Here is an 18,907-nt window from a genome sequence, read left to right as displayed (position 1 = left end):
TGCACCGGTAGGGTTGAGCGAGTGGAACGACGAATCATGGGCATCGAGACCGAGTTCGGTGTGACCTGCACTTTTCATGGTCATCGACGCCTGAGCCCGGACGAGGTCGCGCGGTATCTGTTCCGGCGGGTGGTGTCGTGGGGCCGTTCGTCGAACGTGTTCCTGCAGAACGGTGCGCGTCTCTACCTCGATGTCGGATCGCACCCGGAGTACGCGACGGCCGAGTGCGACAGCCTGGTGCAGCTCATCAACCACGATCGCGCCGGCGAGTTGGTTCTCGAGGAGTTGCTGGTCGACGCCGAGCGGCGTCTGGCCGACGAGGGCATCGGCGGCGACATCTACCTGTTCAAGAACAACACCGACTCGGCGGGCAACTCCTACGGATGCCACGAGAACTACCTCGTGGTGCGCGCCGGGGAGTTCTCGCGGATCTCCGACGTGCTGTTGCCGTTCCTCGTGACCCGGCAGCTCATCTGCGGCGCCGGCAAGGTGCTGCAGACCCCGAAAGCCGCCACCTACTGCCTGTCGCAGCGGGCCGAGCACATCTGGGAGGGCGTCTCCTCGGCGACCACCCGGTCACGCCCGATCATCAACACCCGCGACGAGCCGCATGCCGACGCCGAGAAGTACCGGCGCCTGCACGTCATCGTCGGCGACTCGAACATGGCCGAGACCACCACCATGCTCAAGGTCGGCACCGCCGCCCTGGTGTTGGAGATGATCGAGGCCGGTGTCGCGTTCCGGGACTTCGCCCTCGACAACCCGATCCGCGCGATCCGTGAGGTCAGCCACGACACCACCGGTCGGCGCCCGGTGCGTCTGGCCGGGGGTCGTCAGGCCAGCGCGCTGGACATCCAGCGCGAGTACCACGCGCGGGCCGTCGAGCATCTGCGCAACCGACGCCCCGACCCCGAGATGGACCTCGTCGTCGACCTGTGGGGTCGTACGCTCGACGCCGTCGAGAGCCAGGACTTCTCCTCGGTCGACACCGAGATCGACTGGGTCATCAAGCGCAAGCTCTTCCAGCGCTACATCGACCGCTACGACATGGACATGTCGGATCCGAAGATCGCCCAGCTCGATCTCGCGTTCCACGACATCAAACGCGGGCGCGGCGTCTTCGACCTCCTCTCCCGGAAGGGTCTGGTCAAGCGGGTCACCACCGACGAGGCGATCGCCGCCGCCGTCGACGAGCCCCCGCAGACCACCCGCGCGAAACTGCGTGGCGACTTCATCTCGGCGGCCCAGAAGGCGGGCCGCGACTTCACCGTCGACTGGGTGCACCTCAAGCTCAACGACCAGGCCCAGCGCACCGTGCTGTGCAAGGACCCGTTCCGCAACGTCGACGAGCGAGTCGACCGCCTGATTGCGTCGATGTAGGTCCCCGGTGTCCTAGGCTTTCGATGATGGCCACCACCAAAGTCGAACGTCTGATGAACCTGGTGATCTGCCTGCTGGCGAGCCCCCGGTTCGTGACGGCCGAGCAGATCCGCAGCAGCGTCACCGGCTACGGCGAGCCGAAGACCGTCGAGGCGTTCAACCGGATGTTCGAGCGCGACAAGACCGAGCTGCGCGACCTCGGCATCCCGCTGGAGACCGGTCGTGACTCGGCGTTCAGCGACACCGACGGGTATCGCATCAACCGCGATGCCTACGAGCTACCCGCGATCTCCCTCGACCGCGACGAGGCCGCGGCGGTGACCATGGCCGCCGCCCTCTGGGACACCCCGACGATGGCCGCCGCCGCGCGTGGCGCCCTGCTCAAACTCCGCGCCGGCGGTGTCGAACTGGGCGCCGACTCCGCGCTCGACGTCGGCGTGCACAGCGCCGCACCCCGGTCGATGGGATCCGAGGCCGTACTCGCCGCACTGCTCGCCGCGATCGACCACGGCCGCGGCGTCACCTTCGAACACCGGCCGACCCGAACCCGCCCGGCGACGACCCGTCGACTCGAGCCGTGGGGTGTCGTGACCCACCGGGGCCGCTGGTACGTGGTGGGCCATGACCTCGAACGCGGGGAGACCCGTACCTTCCGGCTGTCCCGCATCTCCGAGCCGGTGGTCGAGACCGATCAGGTCGTGCACCGTCCCGAGGGCCTCGACCTCCGTGAGGTGGTGGCCGCGGCCGTCGGTTTCGGCGACGGCGCCCACACCGGATCGGCCACGGTCTGGGTGGCCGACGGTCGGGCGGAGGGCCTGCGCCGGTCGGCGGTGTCGTCGGAGCCGCGCGATCTCGGCGGACGCAGCGGCTCGGCCCTGCGGATCGAGGGGTGGTCAGTCGAGTCGTTGGCGCGTCAGGTCCTCGGGGTCGGCGCCGACGCGGTCGTGCTCGAACCCGCCGAGCTGCGCGACCGGGTGGTCGCGGATCTCCGCGTGCTCGCAGCCGAGGTGACGGCATGACCGCCGCCGCGCCGTCGCGTCTGAGCCGCCTGCTGGCGATGGTCCCGTACTTCCTCGCCCATCCGGGGACGAGCGCCGACGAGGCCGCGGCCGATCTCGGCGTGACGCCGAAGGAGGTCATGGCCGACCTGAACCAGCTGTGGATGTGCGGTCTGCCCGGCTACACCCCGGGTGACCTCATCGACCTCGACTTCAGCGAGGAGAGCATCCAGGTCACGTTCTCCGCCGGCATCGACCGTCCCCTGCGACTCACCCCGACCGAGGCCTCGGTCCTGCTGGTGGCGCTGCGTGCCCTCATCGACATGCGCGGCGTGCTCGACCCCGACGCCGCGCGCCGGGCGATCGCGAAGGTCGAACGGGCCGTCGGCAGTTCCCGCGATCCCGGTGCCACCGACGCGGCCGGGTCGACCGGAACGGGGGAGTCGGCGGGAGCAGAGGACACGACAGCACACGCCGACGTGTCCGCGCCGGTGGCCGCGATCCGCGACGCCGTCCTCGCGTCGCGCGCGGTGTGGATCCGGTACTACTCGGCGTCGCGGGACGCGGTGTCCGAGCGCATCGTCGACCCGATCCGGATAGTCGCCGTCGACGGGAACAGCTATCTCGAGGCGTGGTGCCGGCAGAGTGCGGGCATCCGCCTGTTCCGTCTCGACCGCGTGGACGAGGCGAAGGTGCTCGACGAACCGGCGACCGTCCCCGACGAGACCGATCCCGAGACCACCCTCGCACTGTTCAACGCCGACCCGCAGCTCCCCACGGCCCTGATCACCATCGATCCGTCGGTGGTGTGGGTGATGGACTATTACCTGATCGAGCCGCTCGACGAGGTGGGGGAGAGCGCACCCGACACCCCCGTGCAGGCACGGATGACGTATGGCTCGGAGGACTGGCTCACCCGATTCGTACTGGGCTTCGGTGGCCGTATCCGCCTGGTGAACGCACCCGCGGCCGCCGGCGAGGTCACCCGCCGCGCCGTTGACGCGCTGGCCGCCTACGAGTCGACCACCCCGTGACGCGGCGGCTCGGCCGTCGTCCCACTGTCGCCCGTGGGATGTCCGGTAGCATCGGCAGCAACCAACTCCGGAGGTCTTGACATGGGTGCAATCCAGCCGTGGCACATCATCATCGTGGTGATCGTGTTCCTGATCCTGTTCGGATCGAAGAAGCTCCCGGACGCCGCCCGCGGTCTGGGTCGGTCGATGCGCATCTTCAAGAGCGAGGTGAAGGAGATGCAGAACGACGGCAAGGACTCCTCCGCCGAGACGAAGTCCGACGAGTCCGACGCCGACGTGACCCCGCGTCAGATCACGCCGCCGTCGCCCACCGACACGACGCACGAGACCGACTCCCAGCGTCGTAGCGCCTGATCGTGACGACGGTCGGCTGACGTCCTCGTCGTCCGACCGCGCCGGGGACACCCGGCGAACCGGTGTACCGCCGTCTGCGACGCCACCGTCGCAGCCGCCACCGATCGTCACGTGAGGAACCGAGACCCGCACCGTGCGCATTCCCCTTGATCCACGCCGTCGACGTGTGAAGGTCAATCCCGACGGCACCATGTCGCTCGTCGAGCACCTCTACGAACTGCGTCGCCGACTGCTCATCTCGGTGCTCGCGATCGCCCTGACCACCATCATCGGATTCGTCTGGTACTCCTATGGGTTCCTGCACATCGAATCCCTCGGTGAACTGCTGCGCGGACCGTACTGCGCTCTGCCCGACAGCGCCCGTGCGACGCTGACGCCGGGCGACGAGTGCCGACTCCTCGCGACCGGCCCGTTCGACCAGTTCATGCTGCGACTCAAGGTCGGTCTCACCGCCGGGGTCGTGTTGGCCTGTCCCATCTGGTTCTTCCAGATCTGGCAGTTCATCACCCCGGGTCTTCACCAGAACGAGCGCCGCTACGGCATGGGGTTCGTCGCCGTGGCCGCGACCCTGTTCGTCACCGGGTCCATCCTGGCCTACCTGGTGGTCGCCAAGGCCTTCCACTTCCTGCTCACCGTCGGTGACAACGTGCAGGTGACCGCGCTCGCCGGCGACCAGTACTTCAACTTCATCCTCCACCTGCTCGTCATCTTCGGCGTGAGTTTCGAACTCCCGCTGCTGGTGGTCGCGCTCAACCTCATCGGGATCCTGACCTACGAGCGCCTCAAGGCATGGCGGCGCGGTCTCACCTTCGGCCTGTTCGTCTTCGCCGCCGTGGTGACCCCCGGTTCGGATCCGTTCACCATGCTGGCGCTCGCTCTCGCGCTCACCGTGCTCTTCGAGTTCGCGGTGCAGTTCGCCCGCATCCACGACCGCCGCAAGGCCCGCCGCCTCGGCGAGGACTGGGGGAACCTCGACGATGACGAGGCCTCACCGCTGGACCATCGACCGGAGAAGGTCGGGGCCTCGACGGTCACCCACACCCCGGCGCCGGTGCGCGCGGGTGAGTTCGATGACATCCTCTGAGGCCGCCGGACCCTGGGACGACGACACCCCCTGGGGCCCCGACACCGGTGCCGCGGCCGTCGAGATGGCCGAGCGGCCACGGTTGCGTGAGTTCACCGACCGCCTGTCGTTCTCCCTCGACCCGTTCCAGCGGGAGTCGTGCGCGGCGCTCGAGGACGGACACGGCGTGCTGGTGTGCGCGCCGACCGGTGCGGGCAAGACCATCGTCGGCGAGTTCGCCGTCCACCTCGCGCTGCAGGCCGGGACCAAATGCTTCTACACGACCCCGATCAAGGCGCTGAGCAATCAGAAGTACGCCGACCTCGTCGCGGTGCACGGCGCCGACTCCATCGGTCTGCTGACCGGTGACAGCTCGATCAACCCCTACGCACCGATCGTGGTGATGACCACCGAGGTCGTCCGCAACATGATCTACGCGAACTCGCCCGCGCTCGACGGTCTGTCCCACGTCGTGATGGACGAGGTGCACTTCCTCGCCGACCGCTTCCGCGGCGCGGTGTGGGAGGAGGTGATCCTGCACCTCGATCCCGACGTGAAGCTGGTCAGCCTGTCGGCGACGGTGAGCAACGCCGAGGAGTTCGGGGACTGGATCAAGACCGTGCGCGGTGACACCACCGTCGTCGTCGACGACCACCGGCCGATCCCGCTGTGGCAGCACATGATGGTCGGCAACCGCATCTTCGACCTGTTCGATCAGCGCATCCGCCCCGGCGAGCGCCCGCAGGTCAACGGCGAACTGACACGCCACATCAAGCAGCGCGAGATGGTGGAGGACCATCAGCGCGCGCACAGCGGCCGCGGTGCGGGTGGTCGGCCGCAGCGTGGGCGCCCGACCGGCACCATCTCCCGGCCCGATCTCATCGCCCGCCTCGACCGCGACGGCCTGCTCCCGGCGATCGGGTTCATCTTCTCCCGCGCGGGATGTGAGGCCGCGCTCGAACAGTGCGTGCGGTCCGGGCTGAACCTCCTCGAGCCCGACCAGGCCGAGCAGGTCGCCGAGGTCGTCGCCCGCTACACCGGCGAGTTCTCGCCGTCGGACCGCGAGATCCTCAAGGTCGACAGCTGGGAGAGCGGCCTGCGTCGCGGTCTGGCCGCCCACCACGCAGGGATGCTGCCGGCGTTCCGGCACGCGGTGGAGGAATTGTTCGTCCGCGGGCTGGTCCGCGCGGTGTTCGCGACCGAGACCCTCGCGCTGGGGATCAACATGCCGGCCCGGTCGGTGGTGCTCGAGCGACTGGTCAAGTTCAACGGCGAGTCGCACGTCGACCTGACCCCCGGCGAGTTCACGCAGCTGACCGGCCGCGCCGGTCGCCGCGGCATCGACGTCGAGGGCCACGCGGTGGTCGTGTGGATGCCCGGGCTCGACCCCACGCGGGTCGCGGGCCTGGCCGGTGCGCGCACGTTCCCGCTGCGCAGTTCCTTCGCCCCCGAATACAACATGGCCATCAACCTCATCGGTCGCCTCGGGTTGGCCGGTGCCAAGAATCTCCTCGAACGGTCCTTCGCGCAGTTCCAGACCGACCGATCGGTGGTCGGCCAGCACCGCCAGATCGACAAGGCGCGCACCATCCTGCGCAAGATCGACACCGAACTCGTGGGCCGCGCAAGCGGTCTCGGTATCGACCCCGGCCGCCTCGCACCCGACGAACCGGTCGGCGACGCGTCGGCGTACGAGGGGTTCCTCGGGTACATGACCCTGCGTGAGGACATCCGCACCCGCGAACGGGATCTGAAGTTCCATAAACGGATGACCCTGCAGGCCAACACCGTCGACGAGCTGTTCGGCCTCAAACGCGGCCACGTGATCGGCCTCTACGGCGGCAGGCACCGTGGACTGGCCGTGGTGATCGAGCCGGCCAATGACCGCCGCGACCCCAAACCCCTCGTCCTGTGCGAGGACGGGTGGGCCGGCCGGGTCGGGGTGTCGGACTTCCTCAACCCACCCGAGGTCGTCGGCAACATGCGACTGCCGCGGCAGGTCGACCACCGCACGGGTCGGGGACGACGTGATCTGGCGTCGTCGCTGCGCAACACCGGCCTGACGGTGCCCAAGGGCCGCAACACCAAGCGGTCCCCGGCCGCCGACGACGGCGAACTGGCCGATCTGCGAGCGCGACTGCGGGCACACCCGGCTCATGAGCTGTCGAGCCATGACGAGCTGTTCCGGCTGGCCGAGCGGCGTAACCGGTCGCTGCGCGAGATCACGAACCTCACGTCGTCGGTCGACACGCGGACCTCGACGCTGAGTGTCACCTTCGATCGCATCGTTGCCGTGCTGACCGAACTCGGCTACCTGCTGGCCGACACCGACCCCGAGGGCGCCGCGCGGATGGTGGTGACCGAGTCCGGGTCGACTCTGAGCCGCGTCTACAGCGAGAGCGACCTCCTGATCTGCGAGTGCATCCGTGCCGGTGTGTGGGACGCGTTGACACCACCGGAGCTGGCCGCGGTGGTGTCGTCGGTGGTCTACGAGTCGCGGCGCGACACCTACTCCGGACCCGATCTCGTCACCGGCAACCCGACCCTGCGCGAGACCCTCTCGGCGACCCACAAGCAGTGGCGGACGTTGTCGGCCTTGGAGAACCGCCACGGTGTCGGCGTCACCCGCGAGCCCGACGCCGGGTTCGCGACCGCGATGTACACCTGGGCGTCGGGACGGTCGCTCGGCGAGGCGTTGGCCGTCGCCGGGGAACGTGGGCGGCCGCTACCGGCCGGCGACTTCGTCCGGTGGTCCCGACAGGTCATCGATCTGCTCGAACAGATCCGGATGAGCGCCGGCGCCGAGGGACGTCTGGCCCGGTCGGCGAAATCGGCCGTCGGGTGCATAAAACGCGGCGTCGTCGCGGTCGAACTCGGCTGATCAGACCCCGCGGGGCGTGCGTGCGGGGTCCCCGGTGACGACCGGGGTGTGCGGTATCTTCGGACCGGAGCACCGGCGGTGGAGCATCGTCGCGCACACGTATCGACTTGCGGAGGGCACCGATGAGCGACCCCCAGAACCCCGGCGGGCAGAATGCCGGGGGACAGCGACCCGGTGACGACGCGCCCGGCGCACAACCGTGGGGACCACCCGCCTCCGGTCAGCCCTACCCCTCGAACCCGAATCCTTACGGCCAGAACGCCCCTGAGGCGAACCCCTACGGTCAGAACCCGTACTCCGGGCCCGCGCAGGGCTACGGCTCGGGACCCTACGGTCCGCCACAAGGCGCCGGCTACGGTGCACCTCCGTCCGGCGGTCAGGGTTACGGCGCACCGGGGTACGAACAGCAGGGCTACGCCCAGCAGGGGTTCGGGGCGCCGGGGTACACCGATCCATACCAGGGGGGACCGCAGAACCCGTCCGCCCCGTGGACACCCCAGTACGGTCAGCAGCCCTACGGCGCCCCGCAGCAGACCGCGCCCACCGGTCAGGACGGCGACCAGTTCGCGTCGATGAACCGCGCACCGCGCAACCGTCGGCCCATCCAGCTGGCCGTCATCGGCGGTCTCGTGGCCGTGATCGTCGTGGTCGTCGCCATCACCGCCTTCGTCGCACCGGGTTTCGCGCTCACCAAGCAGCTGTCGCAGTCGGCCGCCGAGTCGGGCGTGAAATCGATCCTCGAGAAGGACTACAGCGCGACCGACGTGTCGTCGGTCAACTGCCCGTCGGGCACCGACGTGAAGAAGGGTGCCACCTTCACCTGCACGGCGACCGTCGCCGGAGCGCAGCAGAAGGTGACCGCGACCTTCCTCGACGACGACGGCACCTACGAGGTCGGACGCCCCAGCGCGAACTGATGCGCAGGCCGGCTCCCCCGAGACTGCTCAGAAGCGTTCGTCCCACCCGAAGGCCTCGGCCATGCGGTTGATCGACGACCCGATGCCCAGCTCGGCGACGAGGGCCGCGAGTGCATCCGGATCGGCAGGCGCCGACGGCACCGGGCCCACGGTGTCACCGTCGACGGGCGCGTCGGTCCGGACGAAGACCACCGTGCGCGCCGCGGCGAGATAGTCCGCCGCATCGACGATGGATGCCCGGATGCGCGGCGAGATCGCCTTGTCGCCCGCTTGTGCCGCCGCCTCGACACCGTCGAGGGTCTCGAACTGCGCCAACAACTTCGCGGCTGTCTTCTCACCGACGCCCGCCACCCCGGGTAGCCCGTCGGAGGGGTCACCACGCAGGATCGCGAGCTCGGCGTACGCGGTTCCGGGGCGCTGCGGGGGTACCGAGTAGACCTCGGCCACCTCGGTGGGACCGAACTTCTCCGCGCGGTTCACGCCACGACCCACGTAGAGGACGCGCACCTCGACCGGGTCGTCGACGACGACCTGCAACAGATCGCGGTCGCCGCTGACGACCACGACGGGGTCGTCGGTCTCGGTGTCGGCCAGGGTCCCGATCACGTCGTCGGCCTCACATCCCGGCGCCCCCGACGACGCGATCCCGGCGGCGGCGAGGACGGACATGATCATCTCGACCTGGGGGGTGAGGGTGTCGGGAACCTCTTCGACGAACTCCTCGCCGTCGGCGGCAGGCACGGTCTCGGCGACGCGGTGCGCCTTGTAGGAGGGGATGAGGTCGACCCGGAACTGCGGACGCCAGTCGTAGTCGAGGCACACGATGAGCCGGCGTGGTGACTCGCGCGTGGCCAGTACGGCGATCATGTCGACGAATCCGCGGACGGCGTTGACCGGTCGCCCGTCGGGCGCGGTCAGTTTCTCGGGGAGTCCGTGGAACGCGCGGAACCACAGACTCGCACCGTCGAGCAGCATCACCGGGGCAGCCATGGACGACACTGTGCCAGATCACGGTGCGCTCGCGGGGCAGCGATCCACGAGCCGTCGGGCGGTGACCTACGGTGAGGTCATGACCGATCACCGTTTCCCCGCAGACGTCTACGCCGAGCGGTTGGCCGGTGTCGCGGCCCACGCCGGACGAGCCGGTGTCGACGCCGTGATCGTGGGCCCCGGACCGGATCTCGAGTACCTGACGGGGTCGCGGGCGAGCACGTTCGAACGCCTCACCGCGCTGATCGTCCCCGCTGTCGGGGCCGCCTGGGTGGTGGTGCCGCGCCTCGAACTCGCCGCGCTCCGCGCCTCGGCGGTGGGGGAGTTGGGGATCGAGACCCGCGACTGGGTCGACGGGGAGGACGCCTACGCACTCGCCCTGCGGGGACTGGCCGACGACGCGACGGTCGCGGTCTCCGACTCGGTGCCCGCGCTGCACCTGATCCCCCTCGCCGACCGCCTGCAGTCGTTCCCGCGGTTGGCGACGCCGATCCTGCGCACGCTGCGGATGGTCAAGGACGACGCCGAGATCGAGGCGCTGCGACGCGCGGGCGCCGCGATCGACCGGGTGCACGCGCGGGTCCCGCATTGGCTGCTCGCCGGGCGCACCGAGCGCGACGTCGCCGCGGACATCACCGCCGCGATCCTCGAGGAGGGACACACCGAGGCGGCGTTCGTCATCGTCGGATCGGGACCCAACGGCGCCGACCCCCACCACGAGGTGTCCGACCGGGTGATCGCCGACGGCGACGTGGTCGTGGTCGACATCGGCGGACCGGTGGCGCCGGGGTACAACTCCGATTCCACCCGGACCTACTGCGTCGGTGAGCCCGACCCGTCGATCGCCGAACGCATCGCGGTCCTCGAACGGGCGCAACAGGCCGCGGTCGACGCTGTCGCGCCCGGCGTCACCGCGCACCAGATCGACGCCGCCGCCCGCGACGTCCTCGCCGCCGCCGGGTACGGCGACAACTTCATCCATCGCACCGGCCACGGCATCGGGTTGTCGGTGCACGAGGAGCCCTACATCGTCGCCGGCAGCGACGAACCACTGCTGCAGGGAATGGCGTTCAGCGTCGAGCCGGGGATCTACTTCACCGGCGAGTGGGGTGCACGCATCGAGGACATCGTGGTCGTGACCGCCGACGGGTGCGAGCCCATGAACACCCGGCCGCACGGGTTGACCCGCGTCTGAGGGGTCTACAGGGCTCGGTTGGTCACAGATCCGGGCGGGCCAGCACCTCGTCGACGAGATCTTTGGCGTCCTTGAGTCCCAGCCCGGGATGCGCCTCGCGCAGGTGACGGATCGCTTCGATCCGGTCGTCGGTCGCCGTGGTCACCGCGACGACGTCGTCGAACGGCACGGTCGCGGGGTTGACGCGCGGGTAGGCGAGCGCTGGTCGGCTCCGACCGGTCATCCGTCGATAGCCGTTCACACACGTCCCGACCGCGAGGGCCACCGCCACGACGGCGAGCACCACCCGGTAGACCGAGGGTCTGTCGACCGCGTCGAACACGTAGCAGGCGGCGAGGTAGACGACCGCGACACCGAAGACGACGCCCGCGCTCGTGTGGAGCAGTTCGCGCCGTCGGGTCACGCCGTGGCGTCCTCGGCGAACAGCGACTGCGATCCGAGCACGCGGGTCACCTCGATCTCGATGACGACGCGGCGGGGGTTGACCTTCGGCTGCCGGTACCGCAGGGCGTAGCGGCGGACCGCCTCGGCGATGTCGTCTGCGTCGCGGCTGATCCGCGCGGGACCCTCCAGGGTGAGCCACCGCGGCCCGTCGACGTGGGTCACCGCGGCGTACCCGCCCCGGTCGACGTTGCGGACCTTCTGGCTGCCCTCGAACGTGATGACCCGTGCCAACGAGCGCTCCGGTTCGAACGTGACCCCCACGGCCACCGAGTGCGGGGTGTTGTCGGCACGCAGCGTGGTGAGACTGGCCAGGTGGCGATCGGTGAGGAACTCCAGGGCGGCGGGGGACAGATCAGCTGCGGTACGGGGCACCCGTCGAGCCTATCCGCGGCCTCGGAACGAGTGAGCGACCGTTCTCCGCCGAGCGTGCCGAAACTCCCCGCCCACCGTGCCGAAAGTCCCCGCCCACCGTGCCGAGAGTCGATCTCGAACCGCGCGTTGACACGTGCCGACACCGTTCACGCCATCGGATGCCGTCGATGATTCTCGATGGGGGAGAACTGTGGCGCAGTCGCCGGTTGATGTCGGCACGGTCGGCGGCGGTCGCAGGCGCGATCGGAGGGATGGGACAATGACCGACGTGGCTCAGCGACGTCAAAGACCCGACACCGATGGTGTCGTGCTGCTGTTCGGCGGGCGCAGCGAGATCGGCCTGGCCGTCGCGACACGCATCGCCGCCGGCGCCGTGGTGGTGCTCGCGGCTCGGCGACCCGACGACCTGGAGGCCGAGACCGCCGCGGTCCTGGCGGCCGGTGCCCGCGAGGTCCACACCGTTGCCTTCGACGCCGACGACACCGCGTCGCACCCCGCGCTCATCGAGTCGGTGATCGCACGCCACGGCCCGATCGGCGTGGCCGTCGTCGCGTTCGGGATCCTGGGCGATCAGGCCCGCGCCGAGACCGACGTCGCGCACGCCCTGCAGATCGCCCACACCGACTACCTCGCACAGATCAGCGTGCTCACCCCGCTCGCCGCGACGATGCGCGCACGCGACGCCGGCGCGATCATCGTCTTCTCCTCGGTGGCCGGCGTGCGAGTGCGTCGCGCGAACTACGTCTACGGCTCCACCAAGGCCGGCCTCGACGGGTTCGCCTCGGGCCTGTCCGACGCCCTCCACGACACCGGCGTACACCTGCTGCTCGCCCGACCCGGCTTCGTCGTCGGGGCGATGACGAAGGACCTGATGGCCTCGGGCGTGCAACCCGCACCGATGTCGAGCACCCCCGACCAGGTCGCCGACGCCGTCGTGCGCGCGCTGCGGCGCGGGCGGTCCACGGTGTGGATCCCGTGGGCCATCCGCCCGGCGTTCTTCGTGATGAAGCTGCTGCCGCAGCCGATCTGGCGTCGCATGCCGCGATGACCGTACCCGACGTCGTGGTGGTGGGGATCGGCGCCGACGGCTGGCGCGGGTTGTCACCGATCGCGCACGACGAACTGACCGGCGCCACGACGATCGCCGGTTCCCGGCGACAACTCGACCTGCTGCCCGACCTGTCGGCGCGCACCCGTGCGTGGTCGACCCCCATGCTCGCCGATCTTCGCGCGCTGCTGGCCGACCCGCCGTCGCGACCGCTGCACGTCCTCGCCAGCGGTGACCCGATGTTCCACGGCGTGGGCGCCACGATCGTCGGACTCCTCGGCGCCGAACGGGTCCGCGTGATCCCTGCGGTGTCGAGCGCATCGCTCGCCGCGGCGCGCCTGGGGTGGGACCTCGCCCGCACCGAGGTCGTCAGCCTCGTCACCGATCCGGTCGAGACCATCCTCGCCCACGTCAGCGACGGCGTACGCCTGCTGCTGTTGAGCCGCGACGCGAACACCCCTGCGGCAGTCGCCACGATTCTGCGCGACAACGGGTTCGGCGCCTCGACCGTCACGGTGCTCGAATGCCTCGGCGGTGACGACGAGGCGTCCGCGTCCGCCGATGCCACCGACTGGGGACGGCCGCCGGGGCAGGACCTCAACGTGGTCGCCGTCTCGTGTCGCGGCCCGAAGGTCAGCACCGCACCCGGTCGTCCCGACGCCGACTTCGACTCCGACGGACAGCTGACGAAGTCCGGGGTCCGCTCACTCACGCTCGCCCTGCTGCGGCCCGCACCCCACGAGATGCTGTGGGACGTGGGTGGCGGCGCCGGATCGGTGTCCTGCGAATGGCTGGTCGCCGAGCCCACCGCTCGTGCCGTGGTGTTCGAGACCGATCCCGGGCGACGGGAACGCATCGCGCGCAACGCCGCTCGGCTCGGCGTCACCGCACGACTCCAGATCGTGGGCGAGGCACCGGCGGCCCTGCACGACGCCCCGCGACCCGACGCGGTGTTCGTCGGTGGCGGCGTGACCGTCCCGGGCATGATCGAGACCTGTTGGGACGCGCTGGCGCCCGGCTCGCGTCTGGTCGTCAACGCCGTCACCCTCGAGTCCGAGATGTTGGTGCTCGACCGGCAGCGGAGCCTCGGCGGCGACCTGCGCCGCATCCACCTCGACCACGCGGCCGCTCTCGGGACCATGACGACGTGGCGTCCCATCCTGCCGGTCACCCAGTGGTCGGCGGTCAAACCGGAGGAGACGTCGTGACCGTGTACTTCATCGGAGCCGGCCCCGGCGCCGCCGATCTCATCACCCTGCGCGGAGCGGAGATCCTCTCCCGGTGCGGGACGTGTCTCTACGCGGGCTCGCTCGTGCCCGCCGAGATGCTCGAACACTGCCCGTCCGACGCCGTGCTCATCGACTCCGCACGGATGCCGCTGGCCGACATCGTCGACCACATCGCCACCGCACATCGGGCCGGCCACGACGTCGCCCGTCTGCACTCCGGCGACCCGTCGCTGTACTCGGCGGTGGCCGAACAGATCCGAGCCCTCGACGCGATCGGGATCGATCACGTGATCGTGCCCGGCGTCCCGGCCTTCGCCGCCGCGGCCGCCTCACTCGGACGGGAGCTCACCGTTCCCGGCGTCGGACAGTCGCTGCTGATCACCCGCGTCTCCACGCTGTCGACCGACATGCCCGACGGCGAGACACTCGCCGAGCTGGCTGCGTCGCGGGTCACGCTGGCCCTGCACCTCGCCGCGCACCGCATCGAGCAGGTCCGGGCCGACCTCCTCGACCACTACGGCGCCGACTGTCCCTGTGCCGTGGTGGCATTCGCGAGCCGTGGCGACGAACAGATCGTCCGGTGCACACTCGCCGATCTCGCCGCCCGCACCACCGAGGCCGGGATCGTGCGCACCGCAGTCGTGTTCGTCGGACGGGTCCTCGCCGCATCGGGCTTCCCCGACAGCTATCTGTACTCGCAGGCGCGGATGACGAAGGTGGCCGGTGACGGCCACTGAGCCCCCGGTGCTCATCCTCGGCGGCACCGGCGAGGCGCGAGAACTCGCGGCAGCTCTGGTCGCCGAGAAGATCGCGTGCGTGTCGTCGCTGGCCGGCCGGGTCAGCGATCCGGCACTCCCGGTCGGTGAGGTCCGCATCGGTGGGTTCGGCGGTGCGGACGGGCTCGCGACCTGGCTGACCCGACACCGGTGCACCACCGTGGTCGACGCGACCCACCCCTTCGCCCAGCAGATCTCGCGCAACGCCGCCGAGGCCACGACCGCCACCAGTGCGCAGCTGATCTCGCTACGACGTCCGCCGTGGACGCCGGGCCCCGACGACCACTGGACCGTCGTCGCCGACATCGGTGAGGCCGCCGCGCACGTGGGCACGCGTGTCCGTCGCGTCTTCCTCACGACCGGCCGTCAGGACGTGGACGAGTTCGCCGGTATCGACGACTCGTGGTTCCTCATCCGCGTGGTCGACCCGCCGACCGGCCCCCTTCCGCACCGACATCGGGTTCTGCGCAGCCGCGGGCCCTACCGTCTCGACGACGAGCGAGAGATCATGCGCACCAACCAGATCGACACACTGGTCACCAAGAACAGCGGCGGTGCGCTGACGAGTGCGAAGCTGCGCGCGGCGGCCGATCTCGGTGTCGAGGTGGTGATGGTGCAACGGCCCGCACCGCCCGACCGAGGACACGCGGTCACGTCGGTCGACGACGCGGTGCTCGCGGTCCGCGCGGCGATTGCCGGACAGGTGTCGACCCGTCAGTCGTCGCCGTAGCGGCGTGAGGTGAACACGGCGGCGCCGGCGGGCCGGTCGACGACCCGCGTCGTCGACGAGCCGATGATCAGCAGCGTCCGCATGTCGACGCTCGCGGGGTCCAGGTCACCGACGGTGGTCATCGACACCGACTGTTCCGGTCCACCGACATCGCGACCGGCGATCACGGGACGATCGGGGCCGACCTCGGTCAGCAGGATCGAGCGCAGCGCCTCGACCTGCCAGGTACGGCTGGCCGAACCGGGGTTGTAGATCGCGATCACGAGATCGGCGGCCAGCGCGGCGCGGATGCGGTGCTCGATCGTGTCCCAGGGCTTGAGGCGATCGGACAGAGAGATGACGGCGTAGTCGTGCCCCAGAGGTGCACCGACGGCAGCGGCGACCGCGTTCGCCGCGGTCACGCCCGGCACCACGCGCACGGTGACCCCGGTCCACGGCGACTCCGCTGACATCTCGACCACGGCCGAGGCCATCGCGAACACACCCGGATCACCGGAGGACACCACGACCACACGGGCGCCGGCGGCAGCGAGATCGAGTGCCATACAGGCCCGTTCGGACTCCACACGGTTGTCGCTGGCGTGCATGCGCTGTCCGGGGCGCGGGGACACTCGGGCGAGGTAGGTCTTGTAGCCGACGATGTCGGTGGCGCGCGCGAGCTCGTCGAGCACCTCCGGCGTGGTCCACCGTTGCGCTCCCGGACCCAGGCCGACCACCACCACCTCGCCACCGACGGGATCGGTTGCCGCCGCGGGGGAGGAGCCGGCGTGGTTGACGACACCGTTGATCACGCCGGGCACCACGATCATCGAGAAGTACGGCACCGAGGTCGGGTCCACCTCGCGGACCGGAACCACCCGCTGCGTGGTCGTCGACGCCCGCTCGACGTACCACGCGCGGTCGGCGAGGCCCGCCGTCTCCAGCGCCTCGAGGACGGTGGGGAAGGTGCGACCGAGCTTCATGATGGCCACCGCGTCGCTGTCGCGCAGTCGGCGCACCAGTTCGTCGCGCCCCATGGTCCCGGGCAACACGGTGGTGGTCTCGTCGGCCTCGACCCACGGGATACCGACGGCGGCGGTGCTCGCGCTCACCGAGGTGACGCCGGGGACGATCTCGGTGTCGAACTCGGCGACAAGGCGCTTGTGCATGTGCATGTAGCTGCTGTAGAACAGCGGATCACCCTCGGCGAGAAGGGCAACCGTCCGGCCCGCACGCAGGTGGACGGCCAATCTCGCCGCCGACTCGGTGTAGAACTCCTCGAGCGCCCCGCGGTAGCCGCCCGGATGGTCGGTGGTACCCGTGGTGACCGGGTACACCAGCTTCTCGTGGACCTGCCCCTCGCGCAGGTACGGGGTCGCGACACCCAGTGCGATCGAACGGCCGTGGCGCGCAGAGTGATACGCGACGACATCGGCGTCGCCGATGATGCGCGCGGCTTTCACCGTGACCAGCTCGCTGTCGCCGGGTCCGAGGCCGACACCCCACAGCTTTCCGGCACCCGACCCCGGACCGGTGTGATCGGCGCTCACTCGACCGGACTCGCCAACGCGTTGAGGGCCGCGGCCGTGATCGCCGACCCGCCACGGCGACCGAGGACGGTGATGAACTCCAGATCGGTCCGCTCGGCCAGCGCCGCACACGATTCCACGGCACCGATGAACCCGACCGGGGCGCCGACGATCGCGGCCGGCCGCGGACCGCCCGCATCGATCTGCTCGAGCAGCGCGAACAGGGCGGTGGGGGCGTTGCCGATCCCGACGACCGCACCCTCGAGCATCGGTTCCCACAGGTGGACCGCGGCCGCGGTGCGGGTGGTGTGCAGTTGTTCGGCGAGCGGCGGGGTCCGCGGGTCACCGAGCAGGCACACGACGTCGTTGTCGACCGGGAGGCGCCGGCGGGTGACGCCGGAGGCGACCATCGTCGCGTCGCACAGGATGGGCGCGCCGTTGCGCAGCGCCGTCCGCGCCGCGGTCACGACACCTCCGGTGGCGACGACGTCGGTGGTGAGGTCGGTCTGCCCGCACGCATGGATCATCCGGACGACGACGGTCTCGGTGTCGTCGTCGAACGCCGACAGGTCGGATTCGGCACGGATGGTCGCGAACGACTGCCGGTAGATCTCGGCGCCGTCGTGGATGTAGGAGTACATGTCGGCACTCACGATAGCCGCGGGCCGTCGACCCTCTGACCGTCGTATCCCTCGCCCGTCGCCGTGACCCGCAGGTGCTCGGAGTGCGGGCTGCCGCAGGCACGGCCGCAGCCGACCCAGTGCTCACGCCCCTCGCGGCCCGCCGTACCGGCGTCGACGGCGAACTCCAGATCGGTGCGGACGTCGGCGTTCGACTTCGCGCACCCGGGAGATCCCACGCAGGAACTGACCTGCGCCCACGGCGAGTTCGCGTCGAAGATCAGCCCCATCGGCGCCAGCACGCGCACCACCGCCTCGGCCTCGTCCTCGGTGAGGTCGACCAACACGATCGACCGCCAGGGGGTCACGATGACCGGCTTCTCGACGGCCGCGAGAACGGCCGCCACCCGCGCGGGGAGGATCCCGTGGGCCAGGACCGCGCCCAGCGCGACGCGGCCGTCGGACTGGGCGAACCAGCCCACGGGCGCCGAGCCCACGCTCCCGAGCTCGACCGGATCGGTGGCGGCGGGCAGACCGACGTCGGAGAGCACGGCCACGACCCCGTCGGGCAGCTCCGCGAGCCGCCAGTGTCGATCGCGGAGACGGCCGAAAGCGCGGGCCGCGCCCAGCATCGTCGCGACCGCCATGTCGGCGGCGACACGGACCCCGGTGTCGGCGCCCGCGAGGACCAGCGCGAACCGATCACCGCCGAGCGCGTGGACACCGATGTCGGGACCGAGCCCGGTGACGTCGCCGGACCCGTCGTCGACGGCGAACAGCACCCGTCCGGGCAGGTCCGCGAGGTCGGGGTCGGCGCGCAGCCCGGCGTCGAGATCGGTGACGATGCCCGCGACGTCGGGTCCCGGACCCACCCGGCCGGCGAGCGGCGAGGCGAGGATGTTGCGCACCCGTTCGTGGGTCTCCGACGGGAGCAGTCCGGCATCGGCGAGCCGCTGCGCCAGCTCCTCGGGGTCCCGTACCGCCCGGAGCTGCACGTTCCCACGGCTGGTGAGTTCGAGCTCGCCGGTCGACAGCTCGTCGGCCGCGGTGGCGAGCACGGCGAGCTGGGCCGGGGTCAGCACACCGCCGGGCAGCCGGACCCGCGCCAGCGGCCCGTCGGCGGCCTGGTGCAGCGACAGGGCGCCGGGGCAGGCGTCGTCGGCGCGGATCCGCGCGGTGGGGTCGGGCGGCGTGGTCACGGCGTCCACGGTACGACCGTGGGCGAACGGGCCCGTATCGTCTCCCAGGAGAGCGGTGCGGAAACCGGTGTGAACCCGGTGCGGTCGCGCCACTGTGACCTGCGGCGACGCAGGAAGTCAGACCCGATCCGCTCTCCAGAAGACCCACACCACCGGGGCGCGAGACCCC

18 protein-coding genes and 1 riboswitch are annotated in these 18,907 nt (G+C 70.4%); of the genes, 12 read left to right on the top strand and 6 right to left on the bottom strand.

Features of this window, described 5'->3' with window-relative positions; genetic code table 11:
* Positions 1-21: 21 nt before the first annotated feature.
* From pafA to ACQ7HM_RS18435, 7 genes are all read left to right on the top strand, one after another.
* A complete protein-coding gene (pafA, locus tag ACQ7HM_RS18465) occupies positions 22-1,380 on the top strand; it encodes a Pup--protein ligase (protein WP_434217708.1) in 1,359 nt (452 codons plus the stop codon).
* A 26-nt stretch (positions 1,381-1,406) separates the two neighbouring features.
* The gene (locus ACQ7HM_RS18460; protein ID WP_434217707.1) at positions 1,407-2,399 is read left to right on the top strand and encodes a helix-turn-helix transcriptional regulator; all 993 of its coding nucleotides are present in this window, start codon (positions 1,407-1,409) and stop codon (positions 2,397-2,399) included.
* Positions 2,396-3,412, top strand: coding sequence for a helix-turn-helix transcriptional regulator (locus tag ACQ7HM_RS18455; RefSeq protein ID WP_434217706.1), 1,017 nt, complete (start codon positions 2,396-2,398; stop codon positions 3,410-3,412). Before ACQ7HM_RS18460 ends, ACQ7HM_RS18455 begins: the two co-directional genes overlap by 4 nt.
* Before the next feature lie 81 nt (positions 3,413-3,493).
* Positions 3,494-3,766, top strand: coding sequence for a Sec-independent protein translocase subunit TatA (tatA, locus tag ACQ7HM_RS18450; RefSeq protein WP_434217705.1), 273 nt, complete (start codon positions 3,494-3,496; stop codon positions 3,764-3,766).
* Positions 3,767-3,899: 133 nt separating this feature from the next.
* On the top strand, positions 3,900-4,850 hold the full coding sequence (tatC, locus tag ACQ7HM_RS18445; protein WP_434217704.1) for a twin-arginine translocase subunit TatC: 951 nt from the start codon (positions 3,900-3,902) through the stop codon (positions 4,848-4,850).
* A gap of 64 nt (positions 4,851-4,914) precedes the next feature.
* Positions 4,915-7,710 (top strand): DEAD/DEAH box helicase, encoded by a 2,796-nt coding sequence (locus ACQ7HM_RS18440; RefSeq protein ID WP_434217972.1) that lies wholly within the window; start codon positions 4,915-4,917, stop codon positions 7,708-7,710.
* A gap of 122 nt (positions 7,711-7,832) precedes the next feature.
* On the top strand, positions 7,833-8,627 hold the full coding sequence (locus tag ACQ7HM_RS18435; RefSeq protein ID WP_434217703.1) for a DUF4333 domain-containing protein: 795 nt from the start codon (positions 7,833-7,835) through the stop codon (positions 8,625-8,627).
* A gap of 27 nt (positions 8,628-8,654) precedes the next feature.
* Here the strand turns inward: ACQ7HM_RS18435 and ACQ7HM_RS18430 are convergent, their stop codons facing one another.
* The gene (locus ACQ7HM_RS18430) at positions 8,655-9,602 is read right to left on the bottom strand and encodes a 5'-3' exonuclease (RefSeq protein ID WP_434217971.1); all 948 of its coding nucleotides are present in this window, start codon (positions 9,600-9,602) and stop codon (positions 8,655-8,657) included.
* 94 nt (positions 9,603-9,696) lie between these two features.
* Here ACQ7HM_RS18430 and ACQ7HM_RS18425 point away from each other — a divergent pair, with 94 nt between their 5' ends.
* Positions 9,697-10,812, top strand: coding sequence for a M24 family metallopeptidase (locus tag ACQ7HM_RS18425; RefSeq protein WP_434217702.1), 1,116 nt, complete (start codon positions 9,697-9,699; stop codon positions 10,810-10,812).
* Positions 10,813-10,834: 22 nt separating this feature from the next.
* On the opposite strand, the gene ACQ7HM_RS18420 is transcribed toward ACQ7HM_RS18425, so the two are convergent.
* Positions 10,835-11,215 (bottom strand): ribosomal protein L7/L12, encoded by a 381-nt coding sequence (locus ACQ7HM_RS18420; RefSeq protein WP_434217701.1) that lies wholly within the window; start codon positions 11,213-11,215, stop codon positions 10,835-10,837.
* Entirely contained in the window at positions 11,212-11,628 is a 417-nt protein-coding gene (locus tag ACQ7HM_RS18415; RefSeq protein WP_434217700.1) for a pyridoxamine 5'-phosphate oxidase family protein, read from the bottom strand. The genes ACQ7HM_RS18420 and ACQ7HM_RS18415 overlap by 4 nt, the downstream gene beginning before the upstream one ends.
* Before the next feature lie 259 nt (positions 11,629-11,887).
* Here ACQ7HM_RS18415 and ACQ7HM_RS18410 point away from each other — a divergent pair, with 259 nt between their 5' ends.
* The 4 genes from ACQ7HM_RS18410 to ACQ7HM_RS18395 are packed head-to-tail and all read left to right on the top strand — an operon-like array spanning position 11,888 to position 15,411.
* The gene (locus tag ACQ7HM_RS18410) at positions 11,888-12,676 is read left to right on the top strand and encodes an SDR family NAD(P)-dependent oxidoreductase (protein WP_434217699.1); all 789 of its coding nucleotides are present in this window, start codon (positions 11,888-11,890) and stop codon (positions 12,674-12,676) included.
* Positions 12,673-13,884: a precorrin-6y C5,15-methyltransferase (decarboxylating) subunit CbiE gene (gene cbiE, locus ACQ7HM_RS18405; protein WP_434217698.1), complete on the top strand. Its 1,212-nt coding sequence runs from the start codon at positions 12,673-12,675 to the stop codon at positions 13,882-13,884. Before ACQ7HM_RS18410 ends, cbiE begins: the two co-directional genes overlap by 4 nt.
* Positions 13,881-14,642 carry a precorrin-4 C(11)-methyltransferase gene (gene cobM / locus ACQ7HM_RS18400; protein ID WP_434217697.1) on the top strand — a complete coding sequence of 254 codons (762 nt, stop codon included), beginning with the start codon at positions 13,881-13,883 and terminating at the stop codon, positions 14,640-14,642. Before cbiE ends, cobM begins: the two co-directional genes overlap by 4 nt.
* On the top strand, positions 14,629-15,411 hold the full coding sequence (locus ACQ7HM_RS18395; protein WP_434217696.1) for a cobalt-precorrin-6A reductase: 783 nt from the start codon (positions 14,629-14,631) through the stop codon (positions 15,409-15,411). The genes cobM and ACQ7HM_RS18395 overlap by 14 nt, the downstream gene beginning before the upstream one ends.
* Here ACQ7HM_RS18395 and cobJ read toward each other — a convergent pair.
* From cobJ to cobG, 3 genes are read right to left on the bottom strand one after another with little or no spacing between them, the layout of a single operon-like run.
* On the bottom strand, positions 15,396-16,940 hold the full coding sequence (cobJ, locus tag ACQ7HM_RS18390; protein WP_434217695.1) for a precorrin-3B C(17)-methyltransferase: 1,545 nt from the start codon (positions 16,938-16,940) through the stop codon (positions 15,396-15,398). The two genes, ACQ7HM_RS18395 and cobJ, sit on opposite strands and share 16 nt — an antisense overlap.
* Positions 16,937-17,560 (bottom strand): precorrin-8X methylmutase, encoded by a 624-nt coding sequence (locus tag ACQ7HM_RS18385; RefSeq protein WP_434217970.1) that lies wholly within the window; start codon positions 17,558-17,560, stop codon positions 16,937-16,939. Before ACQ7HM_RS18385 ends, cobJ begins: the two co-directional genes overlap by 4 nt.
* 8 nt (positions 17,561-17,568) lie before the next feature.
* Positions 17,569-18,738, bottom strand: a complete 1,170-nt coding sequence (gene cobG, locus ACQ7HM_RS18380) for a precorrin-3B synthase (RefSeq protein ID WP_434217694.1) — start codon at positions 18,736-18,738, stop codon at positions 17,569-17,571.
* 47 nt (positions 18,739-18,785) lie between these two features.
* A riboswitch (adenosylcobalamin (AdoCbl) riboswitch) is annotated at positions 18,786-18,875 on the top strand.
* Positions 18,876-18,907: the final 32 nt, after the last annotated feature.

This window comes from Williamsia sp. MIQD14, assembly GCF_051025635.1.
In the GTDB taxonomy this organism is placed as follows: Bacteria; Actinomycetota; Actinomycetes; order Mycobacteriales; family Mycobacteriaceae; genus Williamsia_A.
Note: the sequence above shows the minus strand (reverse complement) of the source record. Positions and strands in the feature narration are given on the sequence as shown.